Source organism: Streptomyces sp. NPDC003032 (genome assembly GCF_053591415.1).
In genome coordinates this window covers 122,502-139,728 of the sequence record NZ_JBSFTT010000019.1, presented here as the reverse complement: position 1 = coordinate 139,728, position 17,227 = coordinate 122,502, and the positions used below count along the sequence as shown (strand labels likewise).

The window sequence follows — 17,227 nt, the reverse complement described above, 5'->3', positions numbered from 1 at the left end:
CCGTCAGCAGAGAATTCTGGAGCACACCGTGACCGACGCACACACCGCAGGCCCCTTCATCGCGGCCATCGACCAGGGCACCACTTCGAGCCGCTGCATCGTCTTCGACAAGGACGGCCGGATCGTCTCCGTCGACCAGAAGGAGCACGAGCAGATCTTCCCGAAGCCGGGCTGGGTCGAGCACGACGCCACCGAGATCTGGACCAACGTCCAGGAGGTCGTCGCCGGAGCCGTCTCCAAGGCCGGCATCACCCGTGACGACATCAAGGCGATCGGCATCACCAACCAGCGTGAGACCACGCTGCTGTGGGACAAGAACACCGGCGAGCCGGTGCACAACGCCATCGTCTGGCAGGACACCCGCACCGACGCGCTCTGCCGGGAGCTCGCCCGCAACGTCGGCAAGGACCGCTTCCGCCGCGAGACCGGCCTCCCGCTGGCCTCCTACTTCGCGGGCCCCAAGGCCCGCTGGCTGCTCGACAACGTCGAGGGCCTGCGCGAGCGCGCCGAGGCGGGCGACATCCTCTTCGGCACCATGGACTCCTGGGTCATCTGGAACCTGACCGGCGGGGTCGACGGCGGCAAGCACGTCACCGACGTCACCAACGCCTCCCGCACCATGCTGATGAACCTGCACAAGATGGAGTGGGACGAGCGCATCTGCGAGTCCATCGGCGTCCCCGCGCAGATGCTCCCCGAGATCCGCTCCTCCGCCGAGGTCTACGGCGAGGTCACCGGCGGCGCCCTCGGCGACCTGCTCGGCGGCATCCCCGTCGCCTCCGCGCTCGGCGACCAGCAGGCGGCCCTGTTCGGCCAGACCTGCTTCGCCGAGGGCGAGGCCAAGTCCACGTACGGCACCGGCACCTTCATGCTGATGAACACCGGTGACAAGGCCATCAACTCCTACTCGGGCCTGCTGACCACGGTCGGCTACCAGATCGGCGAGCAGAAGCCGGTCTACGCCCTGGAGGGTTCCATCGCCGTCACCGGTTCGCTGGTGCAGTGGATGCGCGACCAGATGGGCCTGATCAACTCCGCCGCCGAGATCGAGACGCTCGCGTCGTCGGTCGAGGACAACGGCGGCGCCTACTTCGTACCGGCCTTCTCCGGCCTGTTCGCCCCGTACTGGCGCTCCGACGCCCGCGGTGTGATCGCCGGCCTGACCCGGTACGTCACCAAGGCGCACATCGCGCGCGCCGTCCTGGAGGCCACGGCCTGGCAGACCCGTGAGATCACCGACGCCATGACGAAGGACTCCGGCGTCGAGCTCGCGGCCCTCAAGGTCGACGGCGGCATGACCTCCAACAACCTGCTGATGCAGACCCTCTCGGACTTCCTCGACGCGCCCGTGGTGCGCCCGATGGTGGCCGAGACGACCTGCCTCGGTGCCGCCTACGCCGCCGGTCTCGCCGTCGGCTTCTGGTCCTCGACCGACGAGCTGCGCGCCAACTGGCGCCGGGCCGCCGAGTGGACCCCGAACATGGACGCGGGCACCCGCGACCGTGAGTACAAGAGCTGGCTCAAGGCCGTGGAACGGTCCATGGGCTGGCTCGATGAGAGTGGCGAGGAGTAAGACAATGACCACCCTGCAGAGCGTCCCTGCCCTTGGGACGCATCCGGCCGCCGGTTCCCACCAGAGCCGCGCCGAGACCCGGGAGCAGCTTTCCAAGGCGACGTACGACCTCCTGGTGATCGGCGGCGGAATCCTGGGCATCTCCACCGCCTGGCATGCCGCGCAGTCGGGACTGCGGGTGGCCCTGGTGGACGCCGGTGACTTCGCCGGCGCCACCTCCTCCGCCTCCTCCAAGCTGCTCCACGGCGGTCTGCGCTATCTGCAGACCGGCGCGGTGAAGCTGGTCGCGGAGAACCACTTCGAGCGTCGCGCGGTCTCCCGTCAGGTGGCCCCCCACCTGGCGAACCCGCTCACCTTCTACCTGCCGGTCTACAAGGGCGGCCCGCACGGCGCCGCCAAGCTGGGCGCGGGCGTCTTCGCGTACAGCGCGCTGTCCGCGTTCGGCGACGGCGTCGGCCACCTGCTCTCGCCCTCCAAGGCCGCGCAGGACGTGCCGGAGCTGCGGACCGACAACCTCAAGGCCGTCGCGGTCTACGGCGACGACCAGATGAACGACTCGCGCATGGCCCTGATGACGGTCCGCGCGGCCGTCGAGTCCGGTGCCGCCGTCCTCAACCACGCCGAGGTCACCGGCCTGCGCTTCACCAAGGGCCGGGTCACGGGCGCGGAGCTCAAGGACCGCATGAGCGGCGACGAGTTCGGCGTGAACGCCCGGCTCGTGCTCAACGCCACCGGCCCGTGGGTCGACCACCTGCGCAAGATGGAGAACCCGGGCGCGGCGCCCTCCATCCGCCTCTCCAAGGGCGCGCACCTCGTCCTCAAGCGCACCGCCCCCTGGAAGGCCGCGCTCGCGACGCCGATCGACAAGTACCGCATCACCTTCGCCCTCCCCTGGGAGGACATGCTGCTGCTCGGCACCACCGACGAGGAGTTCGAGGGCGACCCGGCGGACGTGCGCGTCACCGAGTCCGACACCGCCCAGATCCTGGACGAGGCCGCGTTCTCCATCCGCGACCAGCAGCTGTCGCGCGACCTGATCACGTACTCCTTCGCGGGTCTGCGGGTGCTGCCCGGCGGTCCCGGCGACACCTCGAAGGCCAAGCGCGAGACGGTCGTCACCGAGGGCGCGGGCGGCATGCTGTCGGTCGCGGGCGGCAAGTGGACGACCTTCCGCCACATCGGCCGTACGGTGATGAAGAAGCTGGAGTCGCTGCCGGGCCACCCGCTCGGCGAGGACTACGAGCCGGTCTCCGAGCTGCCGAAGAAGCTGCCGCTGCCCGGTATCGCCAACCCGCGCGCCGTCGCCCACCGCCTCCTGGTGGACGGCCCGGCGCCCGGCCCGCGCATGGCCGCCGACACCGCCAAGCACCTGGCGACGCACTACGGTTCGCTCTCCTTCGACATCGCCCGGCTGGCGAACGAGAACCCGGAGCTGGCCGAGCGCGTCCACCCGGACGCCCCGGAGATCTGGGCGCAGGTCGTCTACGCCCGTGACAACGAGTGGGCCGAGACGGCGGACGACGTGCTGCGCCGCCGTACGACGCTGACGATCCGCGGCCTGGCCACGGACGAGGTGCGGGGCAAGGTCGAGGACCTGCTGGGCAAGAAGGCCTGACGATCCATAACCAGTAGGTGAATAGACAGTAGGTAAGGGGCGGCCTCCCTGGAGGCCGCCCCTTACGCGTCCACGCACTGGGACACCCTGTGGCGGGCCGCGGACGGGAGTTACGATCCCGAGAACACCCGCTGACCTGCCCTGGAGTGATCAATGACCCTCCTGACGACCTGGCCGGAGGCCGGGCCCGAGACCGTCGTACGCCGCACTTCCGACCCGGCCGGGATCGCCGCCGCGCTCGCTCCGATAGGCGTGCGCTACGAACAGTGGCCGGTGCGCGAGGACGTGGCGGCCGACGCGGACAGCGACACGGTCTTCGCCGCGTACCGCGCGGAGATCGACAAGCTCAACGCCGAGGAGGGCTTCCGGACCGTCGACGTCGTGGCGCTGCATCCCCCGGCCGCCGGAACCGACCCCGAGTGGCCCGCGAAGGCGGCCGCGGCACGGCAGAAGTTCCTGGCGGAGCACACGCACGACGACGATGACGAAGTGCGCTTCTTCGTCGCGGGCGCCGGGATCTTCTACCTCCACGCGGGCGGTGAGGTGCACGCCGTCTACTGCGAGAAGGGCGACCTGCTCGGCGTACCGCGCGGCACCACGCACTGGTTCGACATGGGCACCTCACCGGCCTTCACGGCGATCCGCTTCTTCCACGAGGAGGACGGCTGGATCGGGAACTTCACGGGCAGCCCGATCGCGGACCGCTTCCCGGACTTCGACGAGATCCACGCGGGGTACGCGGAGTCCGCCGCGTGAGCGTCCGGAGCGTCCAGAGCGTCCGGTTCGATGTGGACGCCGTGGTGCTCGACATCGAGGGCACCACGAGCGCCACCGGATTCGTGGTGGACGTGCTGTACCCGTACGCGCGTGAGCGGTTCGGCGCACTGCTCGCCTCGCGGGGCGGGGAGCCGGAGGTGGCGCGGGCCGTCGCGCGGGTGCGGGCGGAGATCGGCGAGCCCGACGCGGACGCGGACCGGGTCGAGAAGGTCCTCGGCGAGTGGATCGACGAGGACCGCAAGGCCACGCCCCTCAAGACGCTCCAGGGCATCCTGTGGGCGGAGGGCTTCGCGCGCGGCGACCTCGTCTCGCACTTCTACGCCGACGTCATTCCGGTCCTGCGCGGCTGGCACGCGGACGGTGTGCGGCTGTACGTCTACTCGTCGGGCTCGGTGGCCGCGCAGCGGGCGTGGTTCGCGCACTCGCCCGAGGGCGATCTGCTGGGGCTCGTCAGCGGGTTGTACGACACCGAGAACGCGGGGCCCAAGCAGGAGCCGGACTCCTACCGGGCCATCGCCGCGAGCACCGGCGCCGACCCCGGGCGCCTGCTCTTCCTCTCCGACCGGCCCGGTGAGCTGGACGCGGCGCGGGCCGCGGGCTGGCGGACGGCCGGCGTGCGGCGGGCCGGCGAGCCGTACTTCGCCGCCGGGGTCGGGGACCACCCCGAGGCCGCGCTCTTCACCGAGATCACCCTTTCCGCCAGGAGCAGTTCATGACCGAGACCACCGCTGCCGCCGCTCTGGACCTGGAGGAGGCGGGAGCCGTGCTGGCCGCCGAGGCCGCGCGGTTCGCCTCGTTCGGCTGGATGCGGGGCACGTCCGGGAACCTGTCGGTCGTGCTCTCGCGGGAGCCGCTGCGGCTCGCGGTCACCGCCAGCGGGCGGGACAAGGGCGAACTGACCGCCGCGGACGTGGTGCTGACGGACAGAGAGGGCGCGGCGGTCGGCGCGGGCCGCCCGTCGGCGGAGGCGGCGCTGCACGCGCGCGTGGCGCGGCTCACCGGTGCGGGTGCCGTCGTACACGTCCACACGGTCGCTTCGGTGGTCATGGGTCAGCGCTCGCCCGAGGGGATTCCCTTCGAGAGCCTGGAGATGCTGAAGGGCCTCGGGCACCCGACGCACGAGGTCTCGGTGACCCTGCCGGTGATCGCGAACAGCCAGGACATGGCGGTGCTCGGTGACCGCCTCGAAGCGGCGTTGACACCGGGGATGCCGGCGGTGGTCGTGGCCGGGCACGGGATCTACGTGTGGGGGGCGGATCCTCGCGAGGCGCGGCATCGGGCCGAGGTCGTGGAGTGGCTGCTGGAGCTGGCGGCGGCGCGGGGCTGAGCTTCGTCACCGGCTTCGCCGGGATCGCCGGGATCGCCGGGATCACCGGCTTGGCCGGGTTCGTCCTCAAACGCCGGACGGGCCGGAATCACCGGCCCGTCCGCTGAGGGCCCTACCCCAGCCCGCCCAGCGGCAGCTCCCCCGCCGACACCTCTCGTACGCCCCGCTCCGTGACCAGCGCCGTCACCAAGGAGCCCGGGGTCACGTCGAACGCGGGGTTGTGGCCGCGTGAGGCCGCCGGGGCCGTGCGGACACCGGCCCATTCCAGGACCTCGTCCTCGCCGCGCAGTTCGATGTGGATGGCGTCGCCCGAGGCCGTGGCGAGGTCCACCGTCGTGGTGGGCGCCGCCACCATGAACGGGATGCCCGCGTGGGCGCACGCCAGGGCGATGGCGACCGTGCCGACCTTGTTGGCGGTGTCGCCGTTGGCGGCGACGCGGTCCGCCCCGACGATCGCCGCGTCGACCTCGCCCCGCAGGATCGTGCCCGCCGCCGCCCCGTCGGCCTGGACGTAGTGCGGGATGCCCTCCTGGACGAGTTCCCACGCCGTAAGGCGGGCCCCCTGGAGCAGGGGGCGGGTCTCGTCGGCGTACACCGTCTCGATCCGGCCCCTGGCGTGCAGCTCGCGGATGACGCCGAGCGCCGTGCCCCAGCCCGCCGTGGCGAGGGCGCCGGTGTTGCAGTGGGTGAGGACGCGCAGGGGCCGGTCCGTGTCGGGGGCGACGCGCTTGAGAAGCCAGTCCGCGCCATGGGCGCCCATCGCGTGGTTGGCCTCCAGGTCCTCGCGGACGACCGCGTCGGCCTCCGCGAGCACCGCGGCGATGCCCTCGTCGACGCGCGCCGCCACGCGGTCCACGCACACCATCAGGTTCACCGCGGTGGGCCTGGCCGCGCGGACGCGGGCGATCTCGGCGTCCAGGCGGGCGCGGTCCCAGCCGTCACGCCGGCCCTGCGCCATGGCGAGCGCCACTCCGTACGCGCCCGCCGCGCCGATCGCGGGGGCGCCGCGGACGACCAGGCGCACGACGGCGTCGATCAGCTCGTCGACGGTGGTGACGTCGAGCCGTTCCAGGGCGTGCGGGAGCGCCGTCTGGTCGATGAGGGAGACGGACGGGAACGGCGTGCCGTCCTCCGTCGCCGCCGTCCATGTGACGGCGCGCAGTTCCTGGCTGTTCATGGGCTCAACTCCGAGCGGAAAGGGGCGATCGCGGCCATGGGAGGAGGGGTGCCGTCACCGTACCTGACGTGCTCGAACCACATTTCGAGACGTTCGTGCGGCTGTCCGAAACCCGGTGTTACCCTCACCGCCACCCAGGACAGACCGGTCCGCCGCTGTTCCCGCTGAGCGACGCCCCCCGCTCGCACACATACGACTCTCCTGTCACCGTCCGGGCCGCTCCCGGGCACCTCCACGAAGGCGTTCCCCATGTCCTTGCGTACGCGTACGTCCCTGAGGCTCACCGCCGCCACCGTCGGTGCCGTCTGTGCCGCGCTCCTCACCACCGGCTGCAACGCCGCCGCCAAGGGCGGGGGTGCGGGCACGGAGGGCAAGGACGGCGGCAAGGCGTTCACGCTCGTCACGCCCGACCCGGTCGCCCAGAACGAGTTCCTCAAGCTGGCCGTCACCGGTGTGAAGGCGGCGGCGAAGGCGCGGGGCGGCTCGCAGAAGGTCTTCCAGAGCAGCGACAACGACTCACGCCAGCAGAACGTCGCCTCGGCCGTGGACGCGGCGCCCGACGTCGTCGCGCTGGTCGGTTTCGAGTTCGCGGACATCGTGGCGCAGCAGGCCGAGGCGCACCCCGAGCAGCAGTTCCTGCTCGTCGACGCGTGCACCAAGAAGACGTACGAGAACGTCACGTGTGCCGTCTTCCGCGAGCACGAGGCGGTGTATCTGGCGGGCGCCGAGGCCGGTCTGCTCACCAGGAGCAAGAAGGTCGGGGCCGTCGACGTGCTCGACACCCCGCAGTTCCGGCGCTACAGCGAGCCGTTCGCGGCGGGCGCGAAGAAGGTGAGGCCGGAGGTCACCTCGCGGACGCTGTTCGTGGGCGGGCAGTCGCCGTTCAACGACGCGGCGCGCGCCAAGGACCAGGCGGCGACGCTCGGTTCGGGCGGCGCCGACCAGGTGATGGCCGCCGCGGCCGGCGGCAACACGGGTGTCTTCCAGGCCGCGAAGGCCGCGAGCGGCAAGGGGTTCCAGGCGTACGGCGTGGACGCCAACCAGTGCCTGGGCAGCCCCGGCGTCGTCGTCGACAACGTACTGAAGAAGACGGATGTCGCCGTGGAGAAGGGCATCGCGCAGATCCTCGACGGCAAGGGCGGCACCACGGTGTCGTACGGCCTGAAGGAGGGCGGCATGTCGCTGACCGGCCTGGAGCCGGGCGTCGCCGACTCCAAGTGCCTGATCGGCGAGCCCGCCAACAAGGACGTGCTGAAGCGCGTCGAGGAGCTGCGCGACGACATCGTCGCCGGGAAGCTGACCGTCGATGACCCCGCCGCCTGAGCGAGCAGAGGGCGGCGCTCCCGCCGTCGAACTGCGGGGCGTCACCGTCCGGTTCCCCGGGACGCTCGCCAACGACCGCGTGGACCTGACCGTCCGGCGCGGCGAGATCCACGCCCTGATGGGCGAGAACGGCGCGGGCAAGTCCACGCTGATGTCCGTCCTGTACGGGCTGCGGCGGCCGGACGCCGGACGGATCGTGCTCGACGGGCGCGAGGTGTCCTTCGCCGACCCGAGCGAGGCGATCGCCGCGGGGCTCGGGATGGTGCACCAGAGCTTCAAGCTCTTCCCCTCCTTCACGGTCGCCGAGAACGTCGTGTTCGCCGCCGAGCCGCGCCGTTTCGGCCTCACCGACCGGCGGGAGGCGCTGCGGCGGGTGGCGGCGCTCGCCGATGAGCACGGGCTCGCCGTCGACCCGGCGGCGAAGGTCGGCGACCTCCCGGTGGGCGTGCGCCAGCGCGTGGAGATCCTCAAGCTCCTCCACCGGGGTGCCCGTACGCTCATCCTCGACGAGCCCACGGCCGTGCTGACCCCGGCCGAGGCGGACGCGCTCTTCACTGTCCTGCGCTCGCTGGCGGACGAGGGCCGCACCGTCCTGCTGGTCACGCACAAGCTGCGTGAGGTCATGGAGGGCAGCGACGCCGTGACCGTGCTGCGCGACGGGCGGGTGGCGGCGCGCATGCGGACCGCCGACACGAGCGCGGACGGCATCGCGGCGGCCATGACGGGGCGCACGGTGGAACTGGACCGGGTGCGTCCGGCGGGCTCGCCGGGCGACGAGGTCGTCCTGTCGGTCGCCGGCCTGACCGCGGACGGGGTGCGGGACGTCTCGCTCGCGGTCCGTGCCGGGGAGATCGTCGGCGTCGCCGGGGTCGCGGGCAACGGCCAGTCGGAACTGGTCGAAGCCGTCGCCGGGTTGCGGCCGGTCACCTCGGGGCGCGTCACACTCGCCGGCCGTGACATCACGGACGCGACGGTGGCGAGGCGCCGCGGGGCGGGTCTCGCGTACGTCCCCGAGGACCGCTCGGCGGTCGGCACGGCGCCGGCCGCGACGATCGCGGAGAACCTCCTCATGGGGCATCACCGCGGGCACGGCCTGCTCCGCCCGGCCCGGCTGCGCGAGCACGCGCGCGTACTGATCGAACGCTTCGGCATCAAGGCGGCGTCGAGCGCACACGCGGCCGGTTCGCTGTCGGGCGGCAACCTGCAGAAGCTCGTCATCGGCCGCGAACTCGCCCACGACTCCCCCCTTCTGATCGTCGAGCAGCCCACGCGCGGCGTGGACATCGGCGCCGTCCAGACGATCCACGACCAGCTGATCGCCCACCGCGACGCGGGCCACGCGGTCCTGCTGGTCTCCGCGGAACTGAGCGAGATCCGGGGCCTCGCGGACCGGGTCCTCGTGATGTACGAGGGCCGGATCGCCGCGGAGTACCCGCGCGCGGCGGCCGACGACCACACGCTCGGGCTCGCGATGGCGGGCGTCCCGGCGAGTCCCGTCGCCGCCCCGGTGCGGACCGCTCCCCCCGCGGAGCCCCCCGCTCCTGTGAAGGAGGCCCCCTGACATGGCCGTCCAGAGTCCGGCCGAGGCGGGGTCGGCCGGGGCGCGGGTGCTCCGCTCCTCCGCCCTGCACTCCGTCGTGGCCGCCGTGCTCGTCGGAGCGCTCTTCCTCGTCGGGACCGGCGCCGATCCCCTCGGGGCGTACGGGGCCGTCGTCAGCGGCGCGCTCGGGCCCGACGGGATCGGGTCCACGCTGACCACCGGCACGAGCATCCTCGGGCTCGCGGTGGCGCTCGCCATCCCGATGCGGGCGGGGCTGCTGAACCTCGGCGGCGACGGGCAGCTGGTGCTCGGCGGGATCGCCGCCGCGGCCACCGGGCTGTACGTCCCGCTGCCCGCGCCGCTCGCCGTGCTCGCCGCGCTGCTCGCCGGGATGCTGGCGGGCGCCGCCTACGCCGCGCTCGCCGCGGTCTGCCAGAACCGGTTCGGCGTACCGCTGCTGGTGAGCAGCCTGCTGCTCGGCTATCCGGCGATGTCGTTCGCCTCCTATCTCGCGCGCTTCCCGCTCAAGGAGGACGGTTCAAGCCTGCCGCAGACCAGGCGCATGCCGGACGGTGTCGAGCTGCCCGCCTTCGGTTCGTCGACGGTCACGGTGGGGCTCGTGCTCGTCGTGGTCGCCGCCGGGGTGTTCGCCTTCGCGGACGCCCGTACCGCCACCGGCTACGAGATCCGTATGACGGGGCTCAATCCGCGCTTCGCGGCGTACGCGGGGGTCGACAGGCCACGGCTCACGCTGCGTCTGATGGGCCTGTCGGGGGCCGTCGCCGGGCTGGTCGGCGCGGTCGGCGTGCTCAGCTTCCCGTACCGCTTCATCGATGGTTCGCTGACCGCCGCCGGGCACACCTGGACCGGTCTCACCGCGGCGCTCCTGGCCTCGGCGGCGCCTGTGGGGACCGCGGTCGCCGCGCTGTTCTTCGCCGCGCTCGACGTCGGCGGGCTCGCCATGGAGCGGGCCACCGAGGTGCCGCGCGAGCTGACGCAGGTGCTCCAGGCCGTCGTCATCGTCTTCCTGGCCGCACGCCTCCAGTTCACCTGGCGGCGCGCCAAGAGGTCCGTACGCAGCGAACCCGCGAAGTCCGTACGCCCCAAGGGGGATCTGTGATGTCCGTCGACTCCGCGCTGTTCCACTCGGCGCTCCTCGCGCTCACCCCGATCCTGCTCGCCGCGCTCGGCGGCGCGATCTGTGAACGCGCGGGTGTGTTCAACATCGGGCTCGAAGGCATGATGCTGATCGGCTGCTTCGCGGCCGTCGCGGGCAGCTGGTTCACGGGCAGCGCGTGGCTCGGTGTCCTGTTCGGTGCCCTCGCCTCCGCGGCGTACGCGATGATCCTCGCCGTGGGAACCATCAGCCTGCGCGGCGACGCGGTCGTACTCGGCGTCGCCCTGAACCTCCTCGCGGTCGGCCTGACCGGCTTTCTGCTGCGCACCGCCTTCGGCGTCCAGGGCACCTTCTCCGACCCGGACCTCGCGGGCCTCGGCGGCGTCGACCTCGCCTTCCTCGGGCCGGTCCTGTCCGGGCACTCACCGCTCGTGTACGTCTCGTGGGCGGCCGTCGCCGTCGCCGCCGTGTTCCTCGCGCGTCACCCGTGGGGGCTGCGTCTTCGCGGCGTCGGCGAGGCGCCGGACGCGGCGGCGACGCTCGGTGTGAGCCCGGCGAGGTACCAGTACGCGGCCGTGCTCACCAGCGGCCTCCTGTGCGGGCTCGGCGGCGCCCAACTCGCCCTCGGGAACGTCACCTTGTTCTCGGAGAACATGTCGGCGGGGCGCGGCTGGATCGCCGTGGTCGCCGTCATGCTGGGCCGGGCGCTGCCGCTCGGGGTGCTGCTGGCCGCGCTGCTCTTCGGCGTCGCGGAGGCCGTCGGTTTCCGGCTGCAGGGCAACGGCCTGCCGCAGCAGGCGACCGACGCCGCGCCCTACGTGGTGACCCTGGTCGCCCTCTTCCTGTCCACGGCGCGACGCAAGCGGCGAAAGCGCCTCAAGCCCATCGGGTCCCGCGAGCCCCGCGAGCCCTTGGTAGGAGCCTCTTCATGACATCGCTCACCGACGCGCTGCCCGTCACCCGTGTCCCCCGCACCGGGCTGCCCGCCCAGGCGGTCGTGGTCGGCGACCCGGGCCGCGCGGCCGCCGTCGCCGATCTGCTGTCCGACGCGAAGGAGGTGTCGTACCACCGCGAGTACCGCACGTTCACCGGCACTTGGCAGGGCACCGAGGTCGTCGTCGCCTCGCACGGTGTCGGCGCCCCCGGCGCGATCCTGCTCTTCCAGGAGCTGGCCGAGGCCGGTGTCCGCACGATCCTGCGGCTCGGCACGGCGGGCGCGATCCGCCCCGGCGTCCGCGACGGCGACCTGGTCATCGCGGACGCGGCGGTGCGCGACGACGGCGTGACCCAGCAGCTGATCCCGGCCGAGTACCCGGCGTTCTCCGCCCCGGAGGCGGTCATCGCCCTCCAGCGCGCGGCCCGGGAGGCCGGTGCCCCGTACCACCGGGGCGTGGTGTGGACGCGGGCGGCGTTCCAGCCGGGCTTCCTGCCGCTGCCCGGCGAGGCGTACGCGGCCGCCGGGATCGCCGCCATCGAGATGGAGCTCTCCGCGCTGTACGTCTTCGCCTCGACGCACGGTCTCACCGCGGGCGGCGCCCTGGTCGTGGACGGCGCGAACGCCGACGAACTGGTCGACGAGGACTCCCCCTTCTCGACGGGCGGCTACGACCCGCACCGTGACGTGGTCGCCGAGGGGGTCGACCGGGGCGCCCGGATAGCCTTGGACGCGCTGCGCCTGCTGGCGGCCGCGACGGAACAGTGAGCGACCGCGAGACCAAGCAGCACTGAACGACCGTAACCATCAGGGAGAACGGAACTGATGCACCCCAACGACCTGCCGGCCCAGGCCCGCGGCGGCTCCATCGACCTGCTGGTGCACGGCGGTGACGTCCTGACCGTCGACGACGCGGGCACGCTGGTGCCGGACGGCGCCGTGGCCGTCCGCGCCGGACGTGTCGTCGAGGTGGGCCCCGCCGAGCGGCTGCGCGCCGCGTACGAGGCCGCCGAGGAGATCGACGCCCGGGGCTGCCTCGTCCTGCCGGGCCTCATCAACACGCACACCCACCTCGCGATGAACCTGATGCGCGGCATAGCCGACGACGTGACCCTCCAGGGCTTCCTGGCCCGGGTGATCCCGCGCGAGGCCGAGATCCTCTCGCCGGCCACGGTGACGGCCGCGCTGGGCGCCGCGATCGCCGAGTCCGTACGCGGCGGGGTCACCACCGCGCTCGACATGTACTGGTTCCACGAGGCGGCCGATGCCGCGGCCCGGGACGCCGGGTGGCGGCTGCTGAGCGGGCCGACGTTCATGGACGTACCGGGCCCGCCGGACGGCCGCCCCTACGCGGAACGGCTCGGCTGGGCGGCGGCCGACCTGAAGTCCCGCACCCCCGCGCCGGGCACCCGCCCCGTCGTCTTCGCGCACTCCGCGTACACGCTGGACCCCGCGCAGCTGACGGAGATCACCGCGCTCGCCGGGGAGCACGGCGCCCTGCTGCACATCCATGCCGCCGAGAACGCGGGCGAGGTGGCGATGGTCACCGAGCGGTACGGCAAGCGCCCGGTGGAGCTGCTCGACTCGCTCGGCGTGCTCGGCCCCGACACGCTGCTGGCGCACGCCGTCGACCTCACCGACGCGGAGATCGCGACGCTGGCCCGCACGGGCACGGCCGTCGCGCACTGCCCGGTGTCCAACCTCAAGCTGGGCTGCGGCATCGCGCGCGTGCCCGACCTCCTCGAAGCGGGCGTCACGGTGGGCCTCGGCACGGACGGCGCCGTGAGCTCCAACACACTGGACCTGCTGGGCGCGGTGAACATCGCCGCGCTGGTGCACAAGGCGGGCGGCGACCCCACGGCGGTCGGCGCCGAGCAGGCCGTCCGCATGGCGACCATCGAGTCGGCGCGGGCGCTCGGCCTCGGCGACCAGCTGGGCTCCCTGGAGGCGGGCAAGCGCGCCGACCTGATCGTGCTCGACCTTGACCGGCCGCACCTCGCGCCCCGGCACGACCCATGGTCGACGCTCGCGTACGCCGCCGCGGCCGGTGACGTGCGGGACACCGTTGTCGACGGACGCGTTCTGATGCGGGGGCGCGCTCTGCGTACGCTGGACGAACCGGCCGTCCTGCGCGCACTGCGGGACGCGGCGACCGACCCCGAAGTGACGAGCACCGTATGACCTCCGACACGACCCCAGGCACGCCCGCCGACACGACCGCCGACACGGCCTCCGGCTCCGAGCCCACCCGCGGCTTCACCGGCCGCGCCCGCGCCGCCGACCGCGACCCGCGCCTTCCGCCGGGCCAGTACGACGCGCGCGACGGCTGGCCCGTCCTGTCCGCCGAGGTGACCCCGCACCTGGCCGCCGCCGACTGGACGTTTGGCGTCGACGGGCTCGTGGCGGCGCCGCGCACCTGGACCTGGGACGAGGCGCACGCGCTGCCTCCTTCCGAGTACCGCGGCGACATCCACTGTGTGACCAGCTGGTCCAAGTTCGGGGTGCGGTTCGGCGGGGTGAGCCTCGACACGTTCCTGAACGCCGCCCGCCCGCTGCCCGGGGCGACGCACGTCGTCGCGTACTCCCACACCGGCTACACCACCGACCTCCCGCTCGCCGACGTGACGGGCGGCAAGGCGTGGATCGTCTGGGAGTACGGGGACGGCCCGCTGCCCGCCGAGCACGGGGGTCCGGCCCGGCTGATCGTCCCCCACCTCTACTTCTGGAAGAGCGCCAAGTGGATCGCGGGGCTGCGCCTCCTCGACCACGACGAGCCGGGCTTCTGGGAGCGGAACGGCTATCACCACCGGGGCGACCCGTGGGCCGAGGAGCGTTACGCAGGTGACTGAGACCCCGTACAGCGAGGACGGCTTCGTGCCGCCGACGCGGTTCGCCGTGCCCGGCCGGATCGCCGTCAGCAACCGCGCCGCGGCCCTGTGGCAGCGCGCGCTGATCACGGACATCCGGCGGGAGACCCCGGCCGTGTCGACGTTCCGGCTCAAGGTCCCCGACTGGCAGGGGCACCTGCCGGGCCAGCACCTGATGCTGCGGCTCACGGCGGCGGACGGCTATGTCGCCCAGCGGCACTACTCGATCGCCTCCGCGCCCGACGGGAGCGGCGAGATCGAGCTGACCCTCAACCATGTGCCGGGCGGCGAGGTGTCGGGGCATCTGCACACCGTCGCCCGCGTCGGCGACACGGTCGAGGTGCGCGGGCCGCTGTCCGGCTTCTTCGCCTGGCCGGGCGACCGCCCCGCCCTGCTGCTCGGGGCCGGTTCCGGTGTGGTGCCGCTCATGTCGATGGTCCGCCACCACCGCCTCGCGGGGCTCGGTGTGCCGCTGCGCCTGATCGTCTCGGCGCGCACGCCCGAGGACCTGATCTACGCCGACGAGTACGCCGATGAGACCACCGTCGTCCTGACCCGCGCCGAAGGCCGCCTCAGCGCCGCCCACTTGGCGTCCTTCCTCGGCGACGAGGGGCGACCCGAGGGCGGCTGGGAGGCGTACATCTGCGGCTCCAACGGTTTCGCGGAACACGCCTCGCGGCTGCTGGTGGAGGGCGGCCAGCCGGTCGACCGGATCCGGATCGAACGCTTCGGCTGAAAGCCGCGCCGCGCAGGGGACATAATCAGCTCACACATCGGATGTCTGTTGACTGTTAACTGTTGACTGTTGAGGCGAGGTCCCCATGGCTGTCACCGACGAGGCCATCGAGAAGATCAAGGGAATGATCGTCTCGGGCGCGCTGCGCCCCGGCGACCGGCTGCCCAAGGAGAGCGAACTCGCCGCCGACCTCGGCCTGTCCCGCAACTCCCTGCGCGAGGCGGTCCGCGCGCTCTCGCTGATCCGCATCCTCGACGTGCGCCAGGGCGACGGTACGTACGTGACCAGCCTGGACCCGCAACTCCTCCTGGAGGCTCTGAGTTTCGTCGTCGACTTCCACCGCGACGACACGGTCCTGGAGTTCCTCGCGGTACGCCGCATCCTCGAACCGGCGGCCACCGCGATGGCCTGCGCCCACATCACCGAGGACCAACTGGACACGCTGACCCGGCAGTTGGACGACCTGGGGGACGCCCCGTCGGTGGAGGAGCTGGTCGCCTGCGACCTGGAGTTCCACCGCGGCATCGTCCAGTCGTCCGGGAACTCCGTCCTGTGCTCCCTCCTGGACGGCCTGTCCGGGCCCACCACCCGGGCCCGCGTCTGGCGCGGCCTGACCCAGGAGGACGCCGTCAGCCGTACGCTCCACGAGCACCGCGCGATCCTCACGGCGCTGCGCGACCGCGACGCGGAAGCCGCAAGGTCGTGGGCGACGGTGCACGTCGCGAGCGTGGAGCAGTGGCTGCGGTCCACGCTGTGACGCCGCCGGGCCCGTCCGTGTGACGCCGCCCACCCCGCACCCGAACCGGCCGTTTCCCGGCGCCGGGCGTGGGCAGTGATCACGCACTCCCCCACGCAAGGGGGCTGCGGAGGGCCCCCGCCGACGCCGTAAGGTTGGGGCGTACGCAAGGGAACGTCGGAAGGAGGCCTGGGTGATCGAGCTCGAGGGAGTTCCCGAGCTGGTCGACCCGGTCATGGTGGCCGCGTTCGAGGGCTGGAACGACGCCGGTGACGCCGCCTCCGCCGCGGTCGCGCACCTCGACAAGGAGTGGAAGGGCGAGGTGTTCGCGGCGCTGGACGCCGAGGACTACTACGACTTCCAGGTCAACCGCCCGACCGTCTGGCTCGACGACGGGGTCCGCAAGATCACATGGCCGACGACCCGGCTCTCGGTGGTCCGCGTCGGCGGCGACAAGCCGCGTGACCTCGTCCTGGTCCGCGGGATCGAACCGTCGATGCGCTGGCGGTCGTTCTGCAACGAGATCCTCGGCTTCGCGCACGAGCTGGGCGTCGAGCTGGTGGTGATCATGGGGGCGCTGCTCGGCGACACCCCGCACACCCGCCCCGTCCCGGTCAGTGGCGTGACGTCCGACGCCGACCTGGCGCGCACCATGGACCTGGAGGAGACCAAGTACGAGGGTCCGACGGGCATCGTCGGCATCCTCCAGGAGGCGTGTACGCACGCGGGCGTCCCGGCCGTCAGTCTCTGGGCCGCCGTCCCGCACTACGTCTCACAGCCGCCGAACCCGAAGGCCACGCTCGCGCTCCTCAACCGCCTGGAAGACCTGATCGACCTGCGCATCCCGCTGGGCGAGCTGGCCGAGGACGCGCGCGCCTGGCAGCTGGGCGTGGACCAGTTGGCCGCCGAGGACAGCGAGGTCGCCGAGTACGTCCAGTCCCTGGAGGAGGCGCGGGACACCGCCGAGCTGCCGGAGGCGTCGGGCGAGGCCATCGCCCGGGAGTTCGAGCGCTATCTGCGGCGACGTGACGGCGCGGGTCCCACCGGTCCGGGCGGTCCGGCCCAGGCGGGCGGCCACGCGACGGACGGCGGTGAGAGCGGGTCGTATCTGCGCGACACCCCGAGCGACCGCACCCGCCCGCCGAAGCCGAAGCCCACGCGGCAGCCCGGCCAGGGCACCGAAGGCCATGGCGCCGACGGGCCGGTCGACGAGGGCCGGACCGACAGCGACAGCGATATCGACAGTGAGGTCGACAGTGGGGTCGACGGCGAGGGCTCCGACCCGTCGGATTCGGATTCCTCGGACGACTGAGGGCTTTCTCTTCGCCAATGGGGCGGTTCCCGCAAGGGAGCCGCCCCATCGCGGTATCCGTGGCCGAATTGCACGGGTTGCCCGGGGTTCCCGTTTCAACTTCCTCTCAAACACCGTTGCTCAAAACAGGGGTGGACGGTTCGGTCCGCGAGGAGCAGGGTGTGCCCCGAAGGCGCGGCACAGCGCCCGGCAC

16 protein-coding genes are annotated in these 17,227 nt (G+C 72.6%); 15 read left to right on the top strand and 1 reads right to left on the bottom strand.

Annotation, left to right across the window (positions count from 1 at the left end; genetic code table 11):
- Positions 1 to 28: 28 nt before the first annotated feature.
- The 5 genes from glpK to mtnB all read left to right on the top strand — a co-directional run bounded on the left by glpK (position 29) and on the right by mtnB (position 5,292).
- On the top strand, positions 29 to 1,573 hold the full coding sequence (gene glpK, locus ACWDZ7_RS25855; RefSeq protein ID WP_451800172.1) for a glycerol kinase GlpK: 1,545 nt from the start codon (positions 29 to 31) through the stop codon (positions 1,571 to 1,573).
- Positions 1,574 to 1,577: 4 nt separating this feature from the next.
- Positions 1,578 to 3,188 (top strand): FAD-dependent oxidoreductase, encoded by a 1,611-nt coding sequence (locus tag ACWDZ7_RS25850; protein WP_451800171.1) that lies wholly within the window; start codon positions 1,578 to 1,580, stop codon positions 3,186 to 3,188.
- A gap of 153 nt (positions 3,189 to 3,341) precedes the next feature.
- Positions 3,342 to 3,944, top strand: a complete 603-nt coding sequence (locus tag ACWDZ7_RS25845; RefSeq protein ID WP_451800169.1) for a 1,2-dihydroxy-3-keto-5-methylthiopentene dioxygenase — start codon at positions 3,342 to 3,344, stop codon at positions 3,942 to 3,944.
- The gene (gene mtnC, locus ACWDZ7_RS25840) at positions 3,941 to 4,681 is read left to right on the top strand and encodes an acireductone synthase (RefSeq protein ID WP_451800168.1); all 741 of its coding nucleotides are present in this window, start codon (positions 3,941 to 3,943) and stop codon (positions 4,679 to 4,681) included. The genes ACWDZ7_RS25845 and mtnC overlap by 4 nt, the downstream gene beginning before the upstream one ends.
- Positions 4,678 to 5,292 carry a methylthioribulose 1-phosphate dehydratase gene (mtnB, locus tag ACWDZ7_RS25835; protein ID WP_451800167.1) on the top strand — a complete coding sequence of 205 codons (615 nt, stop codon included), beginning with the start codon at positions 4,678 to 4,680 and terminating at the stop codon, positions 5,290 to 5,292. Before mtnC ends, mtnB begins: the two co-directional genes overlap by 4 nt.
- Before the next feature lie 112 nt (positions 5,293 to 5,404).
- Here the strand turns inward: mtnB and mtnA are convergent, their stop codons facing one another.
- Positions 5,405 to 6,469 carry an S-methyl-5-thioribose-1-phosphate isomerase gene (gene mtnA, locus ACWDZ7_RS25830; RefSeq protein WP_451800166.1) on the bottom strand — a complete coding sequence of 355 codons (1,065 nt, stop codon included), beginning with the start codon at positions 6,467 to 6,469 and terminating at the stop codon, positions 5,405 to 5,407.
- Between the two features lie 249 nt (positions 6,470 to 6,718).
- On the opposite strand from mtnA, the gene ACWDZ7_RS25825 reads away from it, so the two are divergent.
- From ACWDZ7_RS25825 to ACWDZ7_RS25780, 10 genes are all read left to right on the top strand, one after another.
- Complete coding sequence (locus tag ACWDZ7_RS25825) at positions 6,719 to 7,792, top strand: BMP family ABC transporter substrate-binding protein (RefSeq protein WP_451800165.1); 1,074 nt, start codon at positions 6,719 to 6,721, stop codon at positions 7,790 to 7,792.
- On the top strand, positions 7,776 to 9,353 hold the full coding sequence (locus ACWDZ7_RS25820) for an ABC transporter ATP-binding protein (RefSeq protein WP_451800164.1): 1,578 nt from the start codon (positions 7,776 to 7,778) through the stop codon (positions 9,351 to 9,353). Before ACWDZ7_RS25825 ends, ACWDZ7_RS25820 begins: the two co-directional genes overlap by 17 nt.
- Before the next feature lies 1 nt (position 9,354).
- Entirely contained in the window at positions 9,355 to 10,452 is a 1,098-nt protein-coding gene (locus ACWDZ7_RS25815) for an ABC transporter permease (protein ID WP_451800163.1), read from the top strand.
- Positions 10,452 to 11,381, top strand: coding sequence for an ABC transporter permease (locus ACWDZ7_RS25810; protein WP_451800161.1), 930 nt, complete (start codon positions 10,452 to 10,454; stop codon positions 11,379 to 11,381). Before ACWDZ7_RS25815 ends, ACWDZ7_RS25810 begins: the two co-directional genes overlap by 1 nt.
- Positions 11,378 to 12,151, top strand: coding sequence for a phosphorylase family protein (locus ACWDZ7_RS25805; RefSeq protein WP_451800160.1), 774 nt, complete (start codon positions 11,378 to 11,380; stop codon positions 12,149 to 12,151). The genes ACWDZ7_RS25810 and ACWDZ7_RS25805 overlap by 4 nt, the downstream gene beginning before the upstream one ends.
- A gap of 57 nt (positions 12,152 to 12,208) precedes the next feature.
- Positions 12,209 to 13,564, top strand: a complete 1,356-nt coding sequence (locus tag ACWDZ7_RS25800; RefSeq protein ID WP_451800158.1) for an amidohydrolase — start codon at positions 12,209 to 12,211, stop codon at positions 13,562 to 13,564.
- On the top strand, positions 13,561 to 14,232 hold the full coding sequence (locus tag ACWDZ7_RS25795; protein ID WP_451800157.1) for a sulfite oxidase-like oxidoreductase: 672 nt from the start codon (positions 13,561 to 13,563) through the stop codon (positions 14,230 to 14,232). Before ACWDZ7_RS25800 ends, ACWDZ7_RS25795 begins: the two co-directional genes overlap by 4 nt.
- Positions 14,225 to 14,986, top strand: coding sequence for a ferredoxin reductase (locus ACWDZ7_RS25790; protein ID WP_451800155.1), 762 nt, complete (start codon positions 14,225 to 14,227; stop codon positions 14,984 to 14,986). The genes ACWDZ7_RS25795 and ACWDZ7_RS25790 overlap by 8 nt, the downstream gene beginning before the upstream one ends.
- 85 nt (positions 14,987 to 15,071) lie before the next feature.
- Positions 15,072 to 15,743, top strand: a complete 672-nt coding sequence (locus tag ACWDZ7_RS25785) for a FadR/GntR family transcriptional regulator (protein ID WP_451800154.1) — start codon at positions 15,072 to 15,074, stop codon at positions 15,741 to 15,743.
- A 172-nt stretch (positions 15,744 to 15,915) separates the two neighbouring features.
- Positions 15,916 to 17,034: a PAC2 family protein gene (locus ACWDZ7_RS25780; protein ID WP_451800153.1), complete on the top strand. Its 1,119-nt coding sequence runs from the start codon at positions 15,916 to 15,918 to the stop codon at positions 17,032 to 17,034.
- Positions 17,035 to 17,227 lie beyond the last annotated feature (193 nt).

Bases quoted from the DNA above. Each gene is read 5' to 3' on its own strand.
- ACWDZ7_RS25850 (WP_451800171.1), top strand. From the start codon at position 1,578: ATGACCACCCTGCAGAGCGTCCCTGCCCTTGGGACGCATCCGGCCGCC.
- ACWDZ7_RS25845 (WP_451800169.1), top strand. From the start codon at position 3,342: ATGACCCTCCTGACGACCTGGCCGGAGGCCGGGCCCGAGACCGTCGTA.
- mtnB (WP_451800167.1), top strand. From the start codon at position 4,678: ATGACCGAGACCACCGCTGCCGCCGCTCTGGACCTGGAGGAGGCGGGA.
- mtnA (WP_451800166.1), bottom strand. From the start codon at position 6,469: ATGAACAGCCAGGAACTGCGCGCCGTCACATGGACGGCGGCGACGGAG.
- ACWDZ7_RS25825 (WP_451800165.1), top strand. From the start codon at position 6,719: ATGTCCTTGCGTACGCGTACGTCCCTGAGGCTCACCGCCGCCACCGTC.
- ACWDZ7_RS25820 (WP_451800164.1), top strand. From the start codon at position 7,776: ATGACCCCGCCGCCTGAGCGAGCAGAGGGCGGCGCTCCCGCCGTCGAA.
- ACWDZ7_RS25815 (WP_451800163.1), top strand. From the start codon at position 9,355: ATGGCCGTCCAGAGTCCGGCCGAGGCGGGGTCGGCCGGGGCGCGGGTG.
- ACWDZ7_RS25810 (WP_451800161.1), top strand. From the start codon at position 10,452: ATGTCCGTCGACTCCGCGCTGTTCCACTCGGCGCTCCTCGCGCTCACC.
- ACWDZ7_RS25805 (WP_451800160.1), top strand. From the start codon at position 11,378: ATGACATCGCTCACCGACGCGCTGCCCGTCACCCGTGTCCCCCGCACC.
- ACWDZ7_RS25800 (WP_451800158.1), top strand. From the start codon at position 12,209: ATGCACCCCAACGACCTGCCGGCCCAGGCCCGCGGCGGCTCCATCGAC.
- ACWDZ7_RS25795 (WP_451800157.1), top strand. From the start codon at position 13,561: ATGACCTCCGACACGACCCCAGGCACGCCCGCCGACACGACCGCCGAC.
- ACWDZ7_RS25785 (WP_451800154.1), top strand. From the start codon at position 15,072: ATGGCTGTCACCGACGAGGCCATCGAGAAGATCAAGGGAATGATCGTC.